This window comes from Cupriavidus sp. 22TCCZM04-2, assembly GCF_057798895.1.
The window spans coordinates 87,497-105,327 of sequence record NZ_JBYOJS010000012.1 but is presented as its reverse complement, the minus strand read 5'-3'; the positions used below and the strand labels follow the sequence as shown (position 1 = coordinate 105,327).

General features: G+C 68.0%; 16 protein-coding genes. 10 read left to right on the top strand and 6 right to left on the bottom strand.

The window, feature by feature from the left end:
• Positions 1-8 precede the first annotated feature (8 nt).
• Positions 9-329 carry an AsnC family transcriptional regulator gene (locus tag AC3FKG_RS18520; protein ID WP_483714248.1) on the top strand — a complete coding sequence of 107 codons (321 nt, stop codon included), beginning with the start codon at positions 9-11 and terminating at the stop codon, positions 327-329.
• Positions 330-338: 9 nt separating this feature from the next.
• On the opposite strand, the gene AC3FKG_RS18515 is transcribed toward AC3FKG_RS18520, so the two are convergent.
• On the bottom strand, positions 339-1,256 hold the full coding sequence (locus tag AC3FKG_RS18515; protein ID WP_483714247.1) for a LysR family transcriptional regulator: 918 nt from the start codon (positions 1,254-1,256) through the stop codon (positions 339-341).
• 135 nt (positions 1,257-1,391) lie between these two features.
• Here AC3FKG_RS18515 and metE point away from each other — a divergent pair, with 135 nt between their 5' ends.
• Together metE and AC3FKG_RS18505 are read left to right on the top strand one after the other, a co-directional pair.
• Positions 1,392-3,761: a 5-methyltetrahydropteroyltriglutamate--homocysteine S-methyltransferase gene (metE, locus tag AC3FKG_RS18510; RefSeq protein ID WP_483714246.1), complete on the top strand. Its 2,370-nt coding sequence runs from the start codon at positions 1,392-1,394 to the stop codon at positions 3,759-3,761.
• 160 nt (positions 3,762-3,921) lie between these two features.
• A complete protein-coding gene (locus tag AC3FKG_RS18505; RefSeq protein WP_483714244.1) occupies positions 3,922-6,018 on the top strand; it encodes a TonB-dependent receptor family protein in 2,097 nt (698 codons plus the stop codon).
• A 78-nt stretch (positions 6,019-6,096) separates the two neighbouring features.
• On the opposite strand, the gene AC3FKG_RS18500 is transcribed toward AC3FKG_RS18505, so the two are convergent.
• On the bottom strand, positions 6,097-7,512 hold the full coding sequence (locus AC3FKG_RS18500) for a DUF1254 domain-containing protein (RefSeq protein WP_488743813.1): 1,416 nt from the start codon (positions 7,510-7,512) through the stop codon (positions 6,097-6,099).
• A 259-nt stretch (positions 7,513-7,771) separates the two neighbouring features.
• The gene (locus tag AC3FKG_RS18495; protein WP_483714242.1) at positions 7,772-8,146 is read right to left on the bottom strand and encodes a short-chain fatty acid transporter; all 375 of its coding nucleotides are present in this window, start codon (positions 8,144-8,146) and stop codon (positions 7,772-7,774) included.
• 222 nt (positions 8,147-8,368) lie between these two features.
• On the opposite strand from AC3FKG_RS18495, the gene AC3FKG_RS18490 reads away from it, so the two are divergent.
• The gene (locus AC3FKG_RS18490) at positions 8,369-10,060 is read left to right on the top strand and encodes an MBL fold metallo-hydrolase (protein WP_483714241.1); all 1,692 of its coding nucleotides are present in this window, start codon (positions 8,369-8,371) and stop codon (positions 10,058-10,060) included.
• Positions 10,061-10,096: 36 nt separating this feature from the next.
• Here AC3FKG_RS18490 and AC3FKG_RS18485 read toward each other — a convergent pair whose 3' ends face one another.
• Both AC3FKG_RS18485 and AC3FKG_RS18480 read right to left on the bottom strand, forming a co-directional pair.
• On the bottom strand, positions 10,097-10,894 hold the full coding sequence (locus AC3FKG_RS18485) for an anti-sigma factor family protein (RefSeq protein ID WP_488743812.1): 798 nt from the start codon (positions 10,892-10,894) through the stop codon (positions 10,097-10,099).
• Complete coding sequence (locus AC3FKG_RS18480; protein WP_483714238.1) at positions 10,881-11,504, bottom strand: RNA polymerase sigma factor; 624 nt, start codon at positions 11,502-11,504, stop codon at positions 10,881-10,883. The genes AC3FKG_RS18485 and AC3FKG_RS18480 overlap by 14 nt, the downstream gene beginning before the upstream one ends.
• A 188-nt stretch (positions 11,505-11,692) precedes the next feature.
• Between AC3FKG_RS18480 and AC3FKG_RS18475 the strand changes: the two genes are divergently transcribed.
• From AC3FKG_RS18475 to AC3FKG_RS18455, 5 genes are all read left to right on the top strand, one after another.
• Complete coding sequence (locus tag AC3FKG_RS18475) at positions 11,693-12,580, top strand: metallophosphoesterase family protein (protein ID WP_483714237.1); 888 nt, start codon at positions 11,693-11,695, stop codon at positions 12,578-12,580.
• Positions 12,581-12,605: 25 nt separating this feature from the next.
• A complete protein-coding gene (locus AC3FKG_RS18470; RefSeq protein WP_483714236.1) occupies positions 12,606-12,980 on the top strand; it encodes a cupredoxin domain-containing protein in 375 nt (124 codons plus the stop codon).
• A gap of 96 nt (positions 12,981-13,076) precedes the next feature.
• Positions 13,077-13,892, top strand: coding sequence for a class I SAM-dependent methyltransferase (locus AC3FKG_RS18465; RefSeq protein ID WP_488743811.1), 816 nt, complete (start codon positions 13,077-13,079; stop codon positions 13,890-13,892).
• A gap of 130 nt (positions 13,893-14,022) precedes the next feature.
• On the top strand, positions 14,023-14,175 hold the full coding sequence (locus AC3FKG_RS18460; RefSeq protein ID WP_483714234.1) for a hypothetical protein: 153 nt from the start codon (positions 14,023-14,025) through the stop codon (positions 14,173-14,175).
• 67 nt (positions 14,176-14,242) lie between these two features.
• A complete protein-coding gene (locus AC3FKG_RS18455) occupies positions 14,243-15,451 on the top strand; it encodes a GGDEF domain-containing protein (RefSeq protein ID WP_488743810.1) in 1,209 nt (402 codons plus the stop codon).
• A gap of 21 nt (positions 15,452-15,472) precedes the next feature.
• On the opposite strand, the gene AC3FKG_RS18450 is transcribed toward AC3FKG_RS18455, so the two are convergent.
• Entirely contained in the window at positions 15,473-16,489 is a 1,017-nt protein-coding gene (locus tag AC3FKG_RS18450; protein ID WP_483714502.1) for an AraC family transcriptional regulator, read from the bottom strand.
• A gap of 166 nt (positions 16,490-16,655) precedes the next feature.
• On the opposite strand from AC3FKG_RS18450, the gene AC3FKG_RS18445 reads away from it, so the two are divergent.
• Positions 16,656-17,789 (top strand): acyl-CoA dehydrogenase family protein, encoded by a 1,134-nt coding sequence (locus AC3FKG_RS18445; protein WP_483714232.1) that lies wholly within the window; start codon positions 16,656-16,658, stop codon positions 17,787-17,789.
• Positions 17,790-17,831: the final 42 nt, after the last annotated feature.

Genomic DNA, 17,831 nt, shown 5'->3' with positions numbered 1-17,831 from the left:
CACGTCACATGCTCGCCACCTCTCGCCCGACTTTGCAACTCGATTTCCGCCTGAGCGACGATGATCTGCTTGGCGCCATGGAATGGGTCCTGGCCAATGCACGCCGCACTGGCCTGTCCCTGCGGCAATTGCAATTTGATGCCTCCGCCCGGCATCGGGTAAATGCCACGCTGACCGCGGCCGATGCCGACTTGCTGCACCTCTTCGTCCGACGCCTGGGCAACGGCATGGACGTGGAGGTCTTGACGGCGGATTTCGGGAACGACGAACCGGGCGAGTACGCCGCCGTCCCGGCTACCTTCGCATCCGCCCTGGCCCTGCACGCCTGACTTGCCGGTTCAAGCCGGCAGCAATTCGATGCCGTCCAGTTGGGCGGCGCAGATATCCCGGACGATCGACACGAAGTCCGCCACATAGGGCCGCTGTGAGATGGCGGCCGGAACCGTGGCGTACAACTCGCTCCACAGCCCTTTCGTCCCAATGCGTTTGGCCAGCACGTAATCGTGGTCGACGTAGTTCTTCACGCCCCAGTTCGGCAACGCCGCCACGCCACGGCGACTGGCGACCAGCTGAAGCACGGCCACGGTCAGCTCGGCGGTACGCCGCTGCAGGTGGATTCCCGCCGGTTCCAGCACCTCGCGGATCAGGTCGATACGCGGCTCGGGCACCGGGTAGGTGATCAGCGTCTCGCCCTCCAGGTCGGCGGCCTCGATACGCCGCTTGTTGCGCAGGCGGTGCTCGTTGGCCAGCACGGCCAGGATCTCGAAGCGGAACAGCGGTGCGACTTCAAGACCGCGTCGCGTCGCCGGCATGGAGCCGATCACCATGTCTGCCCGCCCTTCGCCCAGCAAGGCGATCGGATCCGCGTGAAAGCCCGCCACGAGATCGACTTCCACCTCCGGCCAGCGCCGGCGGAACTCGTCCATCACCGGCATCAGCCAGTCGAAGCAGGTGTGGCACTCCAGCACTACCCGCAGTTCGCCTCGTGTATCGCCCTTGAGCCGCTCGATATCGCGATCGGCCGCGCTGACGGCGGCCAGCACCTCGCGCGCCAGCGCCAGCAGGCGTTCGCCCGCTGGCGTGAAGCGCAGCCCCTGGCGCGTGCGGTCGAACAGCGGCAGCCCGTAGTGCGCCTCGATCGCCTTGATCTGGTGGGACAACGCCGACTGGCTCACGTGCACGCGCTCGGCGGCTGTCGCCAGCTTGCCCGATTCCGCGATCGCCACCAGCGAGCGGAAATGCCTGACCTCGATCACCGCTGGCACCTTGCGCCGGCAGGCTGCCGGCTCTTGATATGAAATTTATTCATACTTTGTTTAAAACATGTCGCTTGATTCATTTTACGGTGAAACCGACACTGTGCGTCAGACAAGATCTTTGGGAGCATCGTCATGGCACGCACACATATCCTCGGCTTTCCGCGCATTGGCGCGCGCCGTGAACTGAAATTCGCGCAGGAGTCGTTCTGGCGCGGCGAAAGCACGGAAGCGGACTTGCGCACGGTGGCGGCCACGCTGCGCCGCCGCCACTGGCAACTGCAAGCGGACAGCGGCCTGGACACGGTCGCCACGGGCGACTTCGCGTACTACGACCAGATGCTGAGCCTGACCACGCTGCTCGGCGCGCTGCCGCGCCGCTTCGGCTTTGATGCAGCCGGCCTGACGCTGGCCCGGTACTTTGAACTGGCCCGTGGCAACCGGGAGCAGCCGGCGCTGGAAATGACCAAGTGGTTCGATACGAACTATCACTACCTGGTGCCGGAACTGGACTCGGCCACGCGCTTCGACGGCGGCCCTGACTGGTTCTTCGAGGAGATCGAAGAAGCGCTGGCGCTTGGCCTGAAGGCGCGGCCGGCGCTGATCGGGCCGGTCACCTACTTGTGGCTGTCCAAGACGCATGAAGCGGGGTTCGACAAGCTGTCGCTGCTGCCGCAACTGGCGCAGGCCTACCAGCGCATTCTTGCCCGCCTGCAGGCCCGTGGCATCGAGTGGGTGCAGATCGACGAGCCGGTGCTGAGCCTGGACATCGACGACGGCTGGCTGAACGCCTTTGACCAGGCCTACGCCTTGCTGGCCCAATCCGGCGTGAAGCTGCTGCTGGCCACCTATTTCGACAGTGCGGCCGACCATGCCGCCCGCGCCGCCACGCTGCCCGTGCAAGGCTTCCACATCGACCTGGTGCGGGCACCCGCCCAGCTCGATGCCTGGCGCCAGGCGCTTCCCGCCGATGCCGTGCTGTCTGTCGGCGTGATCGACGGCCGCAATATCTGGCGTACCGACCTGCGCCGTGCGCTCGACACGCTGCGCCCATTGCACGCCGAACTCGGCGAGCGCCTGTGGGTCGCGCCGTCGTGCTCGCTGCTGCATGTGCCGGTATCGCTCGAACATGAAGTGCGCCTCGATGCCGAGCTGCAATCCTGGCTGGCCTTTGCCACGGAGAAGCTGGGCGAACTGCGCGTGCTGGCCACGGCGCTGAACCAGGGCGAGGCCAGCGTCGCCGCCCACCTCGATGCATCGGATGCCGTCCAGGCTTCGCGCCGCCAGTCGCGCCGCGTGGTCAATCCGCGTGTGCAGCAGCGCCTGGCCGCGGTCACGCCCGACATGGCCGAGCGCGCGAGCCCGTTCGACGCGCGCATCGAACGCCAGCGCCAGGCCCTGCAGCTGCCGCTGCTCCCCACCACCACCATCGGCTCGTTCCCGCAGACCGCCACCATCCGCCAGACCCGTGCGGCGTTCAAGCGCGGCGACATCGGCGCGCTGGAGTACCTGCAGCGCATCCGTGGCGACATCGAGCTGGCCGTGCGCAAGCAGGAAGCGCTGGGCCTGGACGTGCTGGTCCACGGCGAAGCCGAGCGCAACGACATGGTCGAATACTTCGGCGAGCAGCTGTGCGGCTACGCCTTCACGGAAAACGGCTGGGTGCAGAGCTACGGCTCGCGGTGCGTCAAGCCGCCCGTCATCTACGGCGACGTGTACCGCCCCGAGCCGATGACCGTGGACACGGCGCGCTATGCGCAGTCGCTGACCGACCGCCCGATGAAGGGCATGCTGACCGGACCGGTCACCATGCTGCAGTGGTCGTTCGTGCGCGACGATCAGCCGCGTGCCGATACCGCGCGTCAACTGGCACTGGCGATCCGCGACGAGGTCTGCGATTTGGAGCAGGCCGGCATCCGCGTGATCCAGATCGACGAGCCGGCGCTGCGCGAGGGCCTGCCGCTGCGCCGCGCCGACTGGGATGCCTACCTGGCGTGGGCGGTCAATGCCTTCCGGCTGTCGGCCGCGGGCGTGGCGGACCAGACCCAGATCCACACCCACATGTGCTATGCCGAGTTCAACGACATCCTCCCGTCGATCGCGGCCATGGACGCGGACGTGATCACGATCGAGACCTCGCGCTCGGCCATGGAACTGCTGGAAGGGTTCGGCGATTTCGATTACCCGAACGAGATCGGACCGGGCGTCTATGACATCCACTCGCCTCGCGTACCGTCGGTGGAGGCCATGGAAACGCTGCTCGACCGCGCCTGCGAAGTCGTGCCGCCGCAGCGCCTGTGGGTCAACCCGGACTGCGGATTGAAGACGCGCGGCTGGGAAGAGACCGAGGCCGCGCTGGCAAATATGGTGTCGGCGGCCCGCAAGCTGCGCAGCCGCCTGGCCGGCCACGACGCGCCGGCATGGCAGCGCGTGTCGCGCCAGCAGGCGGTACCGGCGGCACATCGCCACAGCGCGGACTGCGGCTGCAACGCGCGCGCGGCCTGAGCGCAGCCCGGCCCCGGACTGTGACCGCGGCGCCGCCTGTGCGGCGCTGTGTCACATAGCCGCAGCGCCCCGCGCTCCGTATCCTTGCCGGCTGTCGAATTACACTCAGAGCACCGGCATCCGTTCCTGGCGGATGCCGATGTGCCGGCAAAGGGAAATCATGAGAAGAGCCAGACACTGGCGGCGTGCCGCGGCGCTGCCAGCCGCCGCACTGACCGGCGCTGCCATCGCGCAGTCCGTTCCTGTCACCGGAGCGGAGCCGGTCACGCTGCCCACGGTCACCGCTACGGCAAAGGCCGAAGGTTCGCTGACCGCGCCGGGCGTGGCGAAGCAGCGCGAATCGCTGTACCAGTCGGCCGGCTCGGTCGGCTTTGTCGATGCGGAAAGCTACGCCAACACATACGCCAGCAACCTGCGCGATGTGCTCAAGGACGCCCCCGGCGTCTATGTGCAGGAGCGCTATGGCCAGGAGCTGCGACTGTCCGTCCGCGGGTCTGGCATTGCGCGCGGCTTCCACACGCGCGGCCTGGAAATCCTGCAGGACGGCGTGCCGACCAACTTCGCCGATGGCAGCGGCGACTTCTACCAGATCGACCCGGTTGGCCTGAACGCGGCCGAGGTCTACAAGGGCGGCAACGGCCTGGCGTACGGCAGCTCCACGCTCGGGGGCGCCATCAACTTCACCACGCCCACGGCCTTCACTGCGGAGTCGCCCAACCAGATACGCGTCGACGGCGGCAGCTTCGGCACCGTTCGCGCGGCGGGCCAGGTCTCGCGCCAGATCGGCAACTTCGATTTCCTGGCCAACCTGAGCGTGGATCACTCGGAAGGCTACCGGGACCACGAGCGCGGCCAGTATGAACAGCTCAACGCCAATTTCGGCTATCGCTTCAGCCCGACGGTCGAGACGCGCTTCTATGTTGGCGCCTACGTCGTCGACCAGCTCCTGCCCGGCACGCTGTCGCTGCAGGATGCGCTGAACAACCCGACCAGGGCGTCCGCCAGCGCGCTGGCCGGCGACCAGGCGCGCAACACGCGCACCGAACGGCTGGCCAACGTCACCACGGTCAAGCTCGACAGCGGCCAGCTGGATTTTTCCACCTGGGTCATCCACAAGAGCCTGTACCACCCGATCTTCCAGGTTGTCGACCAGGACTACTGGACCTATGGCTTCGCGCCGCGCTATACCGGAACGCAGACTGTCGGTGGCATGCGCAACCAGGTCATCGCCGGGGCCAGGTTCTTTGGCGGCAACAATGACGCGCGCCAGTATGTCAACGTCTCGGGCAACCGCGGCGCCCAGACGCTCGATGCCCGGCAGGATGCCTACAACTACGAGGCCTACCTGGAAGACCGTCTCTACGTAGTGCCCACCGTTGCGCTGATGGCCGGTGCCAAGGCCTACTACAACGAGCGTCGTTACAAGGACTTCGGCGGCCTGCCCGCCAACCCCGTGCCCAAGGCCGACGACACCACCTACAGCGGCGTGAACCCCAAGTTCGGCGTGCTGTGGGAACCGGTCAAGGACGTGCAGGCCTTTGCCGACATCACGCGCAGCGCCGATGTGCCGGACTTCAGTGACCTGAACCAGACCATCAGCACCACCACGCAATTCGTCCCGCTCTCCGCCCAGCACGGCTGGACCCTGGAGTTGGGCACGCGCGGGCGCCGCGAACGGCTGGCCTGGGATCTCACGCTGTACCGCTCGCTGGTGCGCGACCAGTTGCTGCAGTACACGACCAACCCCAACGTGCCGGCCGCCACCTTCAATGCCAACCGCACCACGCTGCAGGGCGTGGAACTGGGCTTGAGCGCCGACCTGCTGCAGAACGTCGCCACCACGGCCGACAAGGTCACGCTGTCGCAACTGTGGAACTACAGCGATTTCCGCTTCGACAATGATCCGCAGTACGGCAACAACCGCATTGCCGGCGTGCCGGAGCACGTGCTGCGGACCACGCTGGCGTACAGCCAGGCGTCGGGGCTACGCATCGCCGGCACGATCGACTGGGTGCCGACCGGGGCCTTCGTCGACTACGCGAACACCCTCAAGGTGCCGTCGTACGTGCTGTTCGGCGTGCAGGCCAGCTATGACTTCAAGCAGGGCCTGACGGTCTTCCTGGATGCGCGCAACCTTGGCAACAAGCGCTACGTGAGCGACTTCAGCACGGTCACCGATGCGCGCACGGCCAATACGGCGGTGTTTTATCCGGGCTCGGGCCGCGCGCTGTATGCCGGCGTGCGATACAAGTTCTGACCGGATGGCTCTGACAAGGCCAAGCAGAAAGGCCGCGTTCCGGGGACGCGGCCTTTTCTTTTGCGGTCAGAAACGGCGTCAGTTTGCACGTTCCACCGGAGGCGGCATCCAGGTTCCGTCGAGCAGCGCCTGCTCCGGCCAGTAGGCGCGCAGGGTCATGTTGAGCGCATCGGGCGGGGCCGGCAGCCAGTTGGCCACCCTGCCGCGCTCCGGACGCTCATGCTGGATATAGATATCGAGCGAGCCGTCGCGGTTATAGCGCAGTCGGTCGCGGCTGCCGATGGCATAGCGGCCGATCGGATTCTCGACGAAGGCCTGGCGCTGGTTGTACAGCGACAACGACCAGAATGCCCTGGCGGGCGGCAGCTGGTCCTTGGCGAAGTGCAGGACGTAGCTGGTACTGCCCTGCAGCGCCTTGCCGGCGGCGTCGGTCCGGGTCGAGGCATAGATCGCGTCTTCGGGCAGGTTGGCGCCCAGCCCGACCATGGCCGTGACCGCACGGCGCCCGTAGTTGATACCGTAGTTGCCCAGGTCGCGGTGCATGACCCAGCCATTGCCGGCGTCGGCGTTGCCGCGGCGGGACATCTCGTAGATCCCCTGCAGCGCCGCGGTCGCGCCTTCCTGCACGGCACGCGCGGTGGCGGGTTCAAGCACCGTGGTCTTGAACGGCACGCCCGGCTCCAGCCCCATGCGGCGAATTTTCTCCACCATGACGGCGTCCGCCGGGGCGGGCGGATTCGCCGGCAACAGGCTTGCAAAGCGGCTGAAGAACGCCTGCGCGTCCATGGCCGCGACCTGCTCGACCGGCGGGGATTGCGTGTCCAGCGTCGGCGAAGGCGCTGCCGGCTTCACCGGCGCCGCGCGTACGCCCATCTGCCAAGCGGACAGCGGCGTCAGCCGGTACTGGTCCTGCAGGCGGTGCACGGCAGGGAAATCCTTCTTGCCGTTGGCCTGGGTGCGCCCGATCAGCCAGACCATGGCCGTGGGCGACTTGATCTGCTTCATGCCCTTGGGCAGCGGACCTTCCCAGCCCGGACCGGTGATGACGAAGTTGCCGCGCTGCGTGCCGGTGGTGCGCTTGCCGGGCGAGGCGAAGACGTTGGTCCACGCGTCCATCAGCGGCATCAGGTAGTAGCGGCCGCGGGTATCGGGCACCGACAGCACCACGGGCTCCTTGGACAGGTCCAGCCACGCCGACGAATACAGCGTATCGGCATTGGGGGTGACCACTTCGGTGAAGCTGGCGTCCGGGAAGGTGCGCTTGTGGCTGAAGGTATTGGGCGGCGTGCGCAGGCTCATCAGCTCGCGCGTCACGTCCATCAGCACCAGCGGGTAGGCGTAGGTGAAGACTTCGGCGGAGAGCGCCTTCATGGCCTGGTTCGACGGCGGCTGCTCGGCGGCAACCTTCGCGACAGGTTCATGCGTGGTGGAGCAGGCGCCGAGCAGTAGGGCGAGCGCCGCGACGCCCGCCAAGTGGCGGATGGAAGGATTCATGACCCCGATTCCCTGATTTGTTCTTGGCGGCCTTCTTGCGGGGTCGACAATGGCTTGAGCCAAGTTACCCCCGAGGCGCATCTATTCCGACCGAATCATGTCCGCCCACCCTGTATGTGTCAATTCCTATCAGGCAGAGATGCGAGGGGAAGCGAACCAAGCGGCGCCGGGAAGGCGCCCTTGTCCATCAACTGTAGGCCTGCTGCAACAGATTGCAATACGATGCGCAGATCTTCGCGGAAGGTCTGCCGTGGGGACTTCAATAGCGCAGCTGCACGTCGTCGACGCGGGCCGTGCGCCCGTTGTAGAGGCAGGTGAAGCGGAATCCGATCGAGGCCTGGCTGTTGTCCGGTTCGAACGTGCCTTCGCCCGTGACTGCGGCCATGCCCCCAGGGCGCGGGCTGACCTGTTCCCGGTCTTCCAGCAGGAAGAGGCTGCCGGGCTCGGGGTGTCCCCTTTTCACATTGCTGGTAACGGCCTGCTCGCAGGCGTCGGCCGCCACCTTCGGCACGATCCTGGGCTCCGGCGCCGGGTGCGATGCGGGCCGGGTCGCCTGCTGCGGCGGCGTCTCGCAAGCGGCCAGCAGCAACGCGAAGGCCAGGCACAGGTACGAGGCTCGGGACACAGCGGGCATCCTCCTGAAAGTGCAGTACTGCAATCAGATTAGGTCTTCCTGGCCGGAAATGCCAAATGCACAACTCTGCACCGGCGCGGCCATACGGAAATCCCGGGGCGGAGCGAAGCGGCCATCGCCGCTACACTATGGGGCTGCCACGAAACATCGCCCGACCCTGGCACCGGCGCCAGACCGGTCCTGCCACATCCAGCCGCGCGGGCCCGCCCGCGCGCCGACACAATGACAACGACAGAGACAACCCCGATCCAGTCCGCCAAGCCGTCCACCCTGTTGCGCGCCGCTGCCAGCCTGCTGGTGGTGCGCGATGGCGCGCAGGGCATGGAAATCCTGCTGGTCCGCCGCGTCGAGCGTGCCAACGACCGCAGCAGTGGCGCCTATGTATTTCCTGGCGGCACGCTCGATCCGCAAGACGAGGCCCTGCATCGCCATGCGGCCGGGCTCGACGATGCCGCTGCCAGCGAGCGCCTGAACCTGCCGGCCAAGGGGCTGGACTTCTACCTGGCGGCCGTGCGCGAATGCTTTGAAGAAGCCGGCTTGCTGCTGGCTTACCACCGCGACGGCGAGCTGCTGGCGCCGGGCCACCTCGATGCCGCCCAGCAGGATTTCCTGCGCCAGGCGGTGCAGCGCGGCGGCCCCGGCCTGGCGCATGCGTGCGCCGAACTGGGCCTGCGGCTGGCGCCGGACCGCCTGGCCTACCACAGCTACTGGCTCACGCCGCCCGGCCTGCCCAAGCGCTTCGACACACGATTCTTCGTCGCGATCGCGCCCGCCGGCCAGGTCGCGATCCACGACGGCATGGAGATCGTCGAGCACCGCTGGATCCGCCCCCGCGAAGCCGCGGACCCGGCCAGCGGCCTGCCGATGATGCATGTCACGCGCCGCACCCTGCAGTCCGTTGCCCACTTCGAGACGGCGCACGACTGCTTTGCCAGCACCGCGAAGTTGCGCGACATTGCCTGCATCATGCCGCGGCTGGCCACCGGCGCCGCCGGCGTGCGGCCGGTCATGCCCCACGAGTCGTGCTATGCGGAGATCGGGCGCATCGACCCGGAAGGCAGGGCCCACGCGCGGTACGAACTGGCCCCCGGCGAGCCCGTGCAGCTGTCGGAGCGGGTCTGGCGCGTCACGGCCAATAACGGCAGCGTCATGACAGGCCCCGGCACCAATACTTACCTGGTCGGCGGGGGCGCGCGCAATGAGTGGGCCGTGATCGATCCGGGCCCCGATGATGCCGCCCATGTCCAGGCCGTGCTGGCGGCCGCGCCGGGCCCGATTCGCTGGATCATGGTCACGCATACGCATCTGGACCATTCGCCCGCGGCCCCCGCGCTGCAGGCGGCCACCGGCGCCACGGTACTCGGCCGGGCCGCGCCGGCGACCCAATGGCAGGACACCGGCTTTGTCGCCGCGCGCGAGCTGCAGCATGGCGAACGCCTCGCCATTGGCGACGACTGCACGCTGCGCGTCATTCATACGCCGGGCCATGCGTCGAACCATCTTTGCTATATGCTCGAGGAAGAAAAGACCCTCTTCACCGGCGACCATGTCATGCAGGGTTCCACGGTCGTGATCGCCCCGCCCGATGGCGATATGCGCGCCTACATCGATTCGCTGGCCGCCCTGCAGGAAGAAGACCTGGAATGGCTGGCGCCGGGCCACGGCTTCCTGATCGCGCGCCCGCAGGAAGCCATCCGCCTGCTGATGCGGCACCGGCTGCATCGCGAGGCCAAGGTCGTCAACGCGCTGCGCGATCTCGGCCCGGCCCCGATCGAAGCCCTGCTGCCGCGCGTCTATGACGACGTGCCGGAGCGCATGCACCCGGTGGCCCAGCGTTCGCTGCTGGCGCACCTGCTCAAGCTGGTGGCGGACGGAAAGGCCATCGAAACAGCAGGCCGCTGGCAAATTGCCTGATCCGCGCCTGATCCGCCCGGACCGACCACCGCGCGGCTATCGCAGCGGCGCGGCGGGCGCGCCCGCCTGCCAGGCCCGGCGCAGCGCACGCAGGTCGTCGGCAGAGGCATCGGTAATGGCCAGGAACCGCATGCCGTCGGCGTCCCAGCTTTCGAGCTGGTAGCCCTGCCGCGATCCCGATACCTTCTGCGGCAGGCTTGCCGCGCCCTCCGGGAAGACGAACACATCGACGGGATGCTGGTTGCGCCGGTAGACCACCACGGCCACCGGACGGCCATCCAGGTAATCGAGCCTTCCGCCGGCCAGCACGAACCCTTGCGCCGAGAGGTCCCGCACGACCGGCGCATAGTCCAGCCGGCCGTTGAACCATGGCTTGACCGTATGCTGGTCCAGCGACGCCACGTCGAGCGGCCGGCCCGAGAGCAGCGCCCTGACGTGGCTGGACACCATCTCGCGGGCCACCGCGTCCCCTTCGTACCGGTAGCGGGCCAGTTGCCCGATGCCGAGCGCTACGGCGAGCACCATGGCCAGCGCGACGCCTAGGCGCGCCGGGTTGCCCCAGGGCATCCACCCGCCCAGCTTACCCCACGCAGTATGGGAACGTTCCCGCGGCGGCGCCGGCAGGCTTGCCATCAGCCGCGCCCGCAGTGCGCTGTCGGCGTGATGATAGGTGGCGCCTTCGCGCACCGCGTCACGCAGAGCATGGATACGGGCCATCTCCCCGGCGCAGGCGGGACACGACGCCAGATGCGGGTCCAGCCGCGCCAGGTCGGCCGGGCCGAGTTCCCCGTCCGCGCCGGCATGCAGCAACCACCGAGCCTCATTGCAGTCCATTGCCCACCTCCCCGGCCGTTCCTGCCAGGCCATCCGGACGGGCCGCTTCCGTCGGCGGCACGCCGGCCCGCTCCACGCGCAGTGCCGATATCGCGGCGGCCAGCGCATGCCGTGCCCGGGCCAGCCGCGACATGACCGTGCCAAGCGGGATCGCGGCAACCTGCGCGATATCGCGGTAGCACAGGTCCTCCAGTTCGCGCAGGACGATCACCTCCCGCAGCGGCGCCGGCAGGCGCGCCAGCGCCTCGTGCACCAGGCGGACATCCTCGGCGCGCAGCAGGCAGCCCAGCGGCTCGCGCTCGCCGGCGTCCTGCCAGCCGGGCCACGCCTGGGCGACATCGATGCCGTCTTCATACGGCGCGGCGTCGCGGGCGGCCCGGTCGCGGTTCCAGGCGGAGAACCAGGTATTGCGCACGATGGCCAGCAGCCACGGCCGCGCGCGGTCGCCGTGATAGCTGCCGAAATAGGTGTAGGCGCGCAGCAGCGCCTCCTGCACCACGTCTTCCGCCTCGGCCGCGCCACCGCTCAGCCATCGCGCAAGGTTGTAGGCCGCATCCAGGTGCGGCAGGACCAGCTCGGCAAACCGGCGGCGCTCGTCAGCGGCGTTCACGGCACTCCTTAGTCCAGACCTGGCGGAGTCCGCGCGATGGCCTCCGTCCGCCGTGTTTACCGGCGTCGTTAGCAGTTTATTCCGTTGCCCCGGAGTGTTGGCGTGCCGACGATCCAGCGGGAATAGAAGCGGGCCCGGCGGGGTATGACAGGCATGCGGCCTTGTGCCGGACTTCCGAGGAGAACGCCATGCCTGCCAACCCCGTTCCGAACCGGCGCGATTTCCTGCGCCTTGCCGCCGCCGCGGGCGGCGCCGTCCTGGCGTCCGCCTTGCCTGGCTGGGCGGCAGCGCCGGGCAAGGACTTCTACTTCGTGCAGCTTTCCGACCTGCACTGGGGCTTCCAGGGGCCGCCGAACCCCGACGCGCGCGGCACGCTGCCCAAGGCCATCGCGGCCGTCAATGCACTGCCCGCCCCGCCCGATTTCATTGTCTTTACGGGCGACCTGACCCACACCACCGACGACCCCGACGAACGGCGCCGGCGCATGCGTGAAGTCAAGGCGCAGATCGACACGCTCCAGGTCAAGACCCGCTACCTGATGCCCGGCGAACACGATGCCAGCCTGGATCAAGGCAAGGCCTTCCAGGAGTTCTTTGGTCCCACGCACTACACCTTCGATCACCAGGGCGTCCACTTTATCGTGCTCGACAACGTCTCCGACCCGGCGGGGCGCGTCGGCGCGGCTCAGCTCGACTGGCTGGCCTCGGACCTGTCCCGCCAGCAGCGCGACGCCCCGATCGTCGTGTTCACGCACCGGCCGTTGTTCGACCTGTATCCGCAATGGGACTGGGCGACGCGCGACGGCGCCGACGTCCTGCAGCGCCTTGACCCATACCGCAACGTCACGGTCTTCTACGGCCACATCCACCAGGAACACCACCACCAGACCGGCCACATCACGCACCACGCCGCGCGCTCGCTGATCTACCCGCTACCGCCGCCGGCCTCGCAGCCGATGCGCCAGCCCGTGCCGTGGGATGCCGAGCACCCATACCGGGGATTGGGATGGCGCCAGGTCTCGACGCAACAGGCACCGTTGCGCCTGGCACTGGAAGAACGGCCCATCACCACCTGACCGCGGCTCGAAAAGGAGAATGACGATGATCGAGCAAACGCCCTTCCGCCCCGCACGCCGCCGCAGCCTGGCCTGGCTGGCGGCGCTGGCCGCATCGGTACCGTTCTGGACCGCCTCGGCCGCCGTGCCGCGGCGTATCCCCGTCACCGCGCGGCGCTTTGTGTTCACACCGAACCAGATTGCCCTGCGCAACAATGAATCCGTGATCCTCGAGCTGACCGCGCTCGATGTCATCATGGGCTTCAGCGTGCCGGACCTTGGCATCCGCGTGGACCTGCCTCCCGGCAAGAAGGTGGAAGTTCCCATCCACGCCAGCGCAGCCGGGTCGCACGTGTTCCTGTGCGACATCTTCTGCGGTTCGGGGCATGAATCGATGAACGGGCAAATCGAGATCCGTTGACCGTTGCGCCATGGCGGCCCCCGTTGTGGCTGCCAGCCGCCTAGCATGGAAGCAATCGGCCGGGCCAGCGCGGCCCGGCCCCACTGGGAGACAACCATGCCGCAGCGCGACAGCGACAAGTTCACGGGTGCCGTTCCCGACCTGTACGAGCGGTACCTCGTGCCGATGATTTTCGCCCCATACGCCGCGGACCTCGCCCGCCGGGCGGCCGCTCTGCAACCGGCCAGGGTGCTGGAAATGGCGGCCGGCACGGGCGCACTGACGCGCGAGCTGGCCCGGCAGCTGCCGCCACGGGCGTCCATCGTGGCAACGGACCTCAACCCGCCCATGCTGGAACGCGCGCGGGCCGCCGGCACCAGCCGCCCGGTCGACTGGCAGGTGGCCAATGCCATGCAGTTGCCGTTCGATGACGGCAGTTTCGATCTGGTTGCCTGCCAGTTCGGCGTCATGTTCTTTCCCGACAAGCCCGCCGCATTCGCCGAAGCGCGACGCGTGCTGGCCCCCGGCGGCACGCTCTTGTTCAACGTGTGGGACCGCATCGAGGACAACCACTTCACCGATATCGTCTGCAAGGCGCTCGGCACGCTGTTTCCGGACGATCCTCCGCAATTCATGACGCGTACGCCCCACGGCTATCACCGGCTGGCCGAGATCGCCGGGCACCTGAGGCAAGGCGGCTTTGCCGCGGCGCCTGCCATGGAAACGCTGCCACAGGCCAGCGTCGCCGAATCGGCGCGTATCGCTGCGGTGGCCTTATGCCAGGGGACGCCGCTGCGACCGGACCTGGAGTCGCGCGGGCCGGACGCATTGCAGCGCGCCACCGACCGTTGCGAGCAGGCGCTGGTGCAGGCCTTCGGTTCGGGCGTCATCGAAGGCCGCATGCAGGCGCATGTGGTCGCCGTCGTCGCCTGAGGGCGAGGCCGGCACGCCTTGTCCCCCTACCTTGGCAGGGGATCACCCAAACAGGTGATGTGGCCGTAGACACTGTTTTCCATAATCTCTGCACGACCGGCCATAGAGCCGGCGCCTCAAGGGGTCAGTCATGGAATACATCACCTTGCTGGGCGGCTATATGGTCGCCGTCCTTGTCGCATTGCTGGTCGCTGCGCACTGGAGGCTCAAGCATGACCCGGCGCTGCGCATGGATCCGCCGCCGGATTCCCCTGGCCAGCCGTCGTCTCCACCTGGCGACTGACACGGCGAGGGCCGCGCTCCGTATCATTGCGGTTTTGCGGGACCTACCCGCCCCTGGATTTCCCCTGATGTCCGTTCCTACCGCGCTGCTTGTCATCACCGCGGCCCTTAGCGCCATGATGCTCGCGATCGTCTGGTCCCTGCGCCGTTGCGGGGTACCGGGCGTCGCGGACTGGTGCCATGCCAACCTGATCGTCACCCTCGCCCTGGCGCTGTTCGCGCTGCGTGGCCAGATCAGCGACCTGCTGTCCATCGTGCTCGCCAATGCCGCGCTTTGCTGGGCGCTGGCGATGTTCTATGCGGGCTGCGTGCGCTTTTCCGGCGGCCAGCCGCGCTGGGGCCGGCTGGCCGCGGGCACGCTGGCCACCATGGCCGTGGTGGTGGCCTGGCGCTATGTCTTCGACGTCTTCACCACGCGCGTGGTCGCGGTCTCCGCCTTTCATGCGGTGCTGTGCGCGCTGACCGGCATCACGCTGATCCGCTGGCGGCCGCGCGGCAGCGCCGGCAACTATCACCTGACCACCGCCGCCTTCGCGCTCTTCTTCGCCACCGGACATACTGCGCGCGGCCTGCTGTCGGCGTTTTCGCTGATGGGCGACCCGTACAGCCTGCAATCGCCGGGACTGAACACACTGTTCCTGACGCTTGGCGCGCTAGTGATGCCGGCACTGACCATGGGCGCGGTGCTGATGATCCACGACACCATGGTGCGCAAGCTCGAAGCCATCGCCAACACCGACGGGCTCACCGGCGTCATGTCGCGCAAGGCCTGGGAGGAAATGGCCAGCCGCGCGATCGCCAAAGGCGGCCACGGCAACGCAACGCTTGCCCTCGTCATTGTCGACATCGACCGCTTCAAGACCGTCAACGATACCTACGGCCATGCGGCCGGCGATGCCGTGCTGCGCGAATTCGCCGGGATGGCCGCGGCACAGGTGCGCGCCACCGACCGCGTGGGCCGGCTGGGCGGCGAGGAGTTCGCCGTGCTGTTGCCCGCCACGCGCCTGGCCGATGCGCTGCCCATTGCGGAGCGCATCCGCACTGGCGCGGAACAGCAACGCGTCCGGATCGGCGACCAGGGCGCCGCCGTGCGCTACACGATCAGCGGCGGTGTCGCCATCCTGCGCCGGGGCGAGTCGCTGGCGCAGCTCTGCGCGCGCGCGGATGCGGCGCTGTATCGGGCCAAGCTGGAAGGCCGCAACCGCATCGTCGCGCACGACGACCGGCAGACAGGTTCCGGGATGGCTACCCCGGTGCGCGAAGCACTGCCGGCCTGAGCGGGACGGCAGCGGACGGACTCAGCCCTCGCCTGCCGTGCCGCGATACGCACCGGGCCGCGAGCCGGTCCAGCGCCGGAATGCGCGATGAAAGGCGCCGGGCTCGGCAAAACCCAGTTCCGCTGCAATATCGGCCACAGGCTTGCTGGTGCGGCTGAGCGCGTCGATTGCCAGGTCGCGCCGGAGCTGGTCCTTCAGTTCCTGGTAGCTGGCGCCCTCGTCCATCAGGCGCCGGCGCAGCGATGACGCCGAAAGATTCAGGCTCAGTGCCAGCGCCTCGAAGGTCGGCCACAGCTCGGGGCGCTGGTTGCGCAACTGGCGCCGAACGCGGGCGGCCACGCTGCTGCGGTCGGAATATTTCACGACCACGTTATGCGGCGCATCGCGCAGGAACGACTTCAGGCTGCGCTCGTCCTGCCGCACGGGCTGTTCGAGCAGTCCGGCGTCGAACACCAATGCCGTCGCGGGCTGGCCGAATGCCGTCTGGCGCGAGTACATGATCCGGTATTCCGCGCCATACGGCGGCTCCGGATAGGCAAAGGACGCCAGCAGGATCGGCACGCGACGGTGCAGCAGCCAGCTCATCAGGCCCTGCAGCATGATCAGCATGGTTTCCTGCGCGAACACGCTCGGCAGCCGGCCCTGCGGCGCCGACGGCGCGGTGAGGACCAGCGCCGCGCGGTCTTCGTGCCGGTCCAGCCGCACGCCGAGGTCATCGAGCAGCAGACCGAAATAGCGCGCCACGCGTTCCAGGGCCTGGGCAAAGCTGCGGCTGCCCGCCACCGCGTGACACAGCATGGCAAAGCTGCCGCACTTCATGCTGCGCGAATCCTGGCCGAAGAATTCGTCGTCGAGCGTGGCGGCCACGGCCATCCACAGGTCGCTGTAGCTGGCCGTGGAGACCCGCGCCTGCGGCACCGCCAGCAGCGCCGGCGCGATGCCGGCGCTGCGCAGCACCGGCTCGGGATCCAGCCCGCGGGCCTGCAGCCCCGAGATGGCGTGGTGGACAAAGCAAATCGCGACGCTGCCTTTTTCCATGGTGCGGCCACGCTCCGGATAGCCGCTGGGCACCGGGCGGATGGCTTTCGAGTTCACAAAGAATGGCGGATTTTGGCATAGGAGCGCCGGCTTGCGGTTTCTACACTGCGCCTGTTCGATACGAAGACCGCCAAAGACCCCTCAATCGCGCCAGCCGCGCCCAGCCATGCACAGCGACTACACCGAAGAGCAAACCATGATCCGCGACAGCGCGCGCGCCTTTGCCAGCGAGCGGCTCGCCGCGGGCGCCGCCGAATGGGACCGCGCAGGAAAGCTGCCCGCAGACGTGGTCGCCGACATGGGCGCGCTCGGCCTGCTCGGCATGATCGTGCCGGAGGAATGGGGCGGCACCTATACCGACTACGTGGCCTATGCGCTGGCCATCGAGGAAATCGCCGCCGGCTGCGCCGCGTGCGCCACGCTGATGAGCGTGCACAACTCGGTCGGCTGCGGCCCGGTCCTGCACTACGGCACAGACGCGCAGAAACAACGCTACCTGCCGCGCCTGGCCAGCGGCGAAGTCATCGGCGCCTTCTGCCTGACCGAACCGCAGGCCGGCTCCGAAGCCCACAACCTGCGCACGCGCGCCCAGCCCACCGAACGAGGCTGGGTGCTGAACGGCAGCAAGCAGTTCGTCACCAACGGCCAGCGTGCCGGCGTGGCGGTGGTGTTTGCCTCCACCGAGCCGGAACGCGGCAAGAAGGGCATTTCGGCGTTCCTGGTGCCGACGGACACGCCGGGCTTTATCGTCCACGCACCCGAGAAGAAGCTGGGCATCCGCGCCTCGGATACCTGCGCGATCACGCTGGAAGATTGCGAAGTACCGCATGACGCGCTGCTCGGCGAGCCTGGCGAAGGCCTGCGCATCGCCCTGTCCAACCTGGAAGGCGGCCGCATCGGCATTGCCGCGCAGGCCATCGGCATCGCCCGTTCGGCGTTCGAGGCCGCGTGCCGCTATGCGTCGGAGCGCGTGCAGTTCGGACGGCCCCTGCGCGAGCACCCGCCGATCGCCAACATGCTGGCCGACATGGCCACCGAACTCAACGCTGCGCGCCTGCTCGTGCATCGCGCCGCGCGGATGCGCACGCAAGGGCTGCCTTGCCTGTCCGAAGCGTCGCAGGCCAAGCTCTATGCCTCCGAGCTGGCAGAACGCGTGTGCTCCAAGGCGCTGCAGATCCACGGCGGCTACGGCTACCTGGAGGACTACCCGGTCGAGCGCCACTACCGCGACGCGCGCATCACGCAGATCTACGAAGGCACCAGCGAGATCCAGCGCATGCTGATCGCGCGCAGCCTGTAGCACCGGCTTGACCCATCGAAACCGCCTGACTTGCATCCCCAT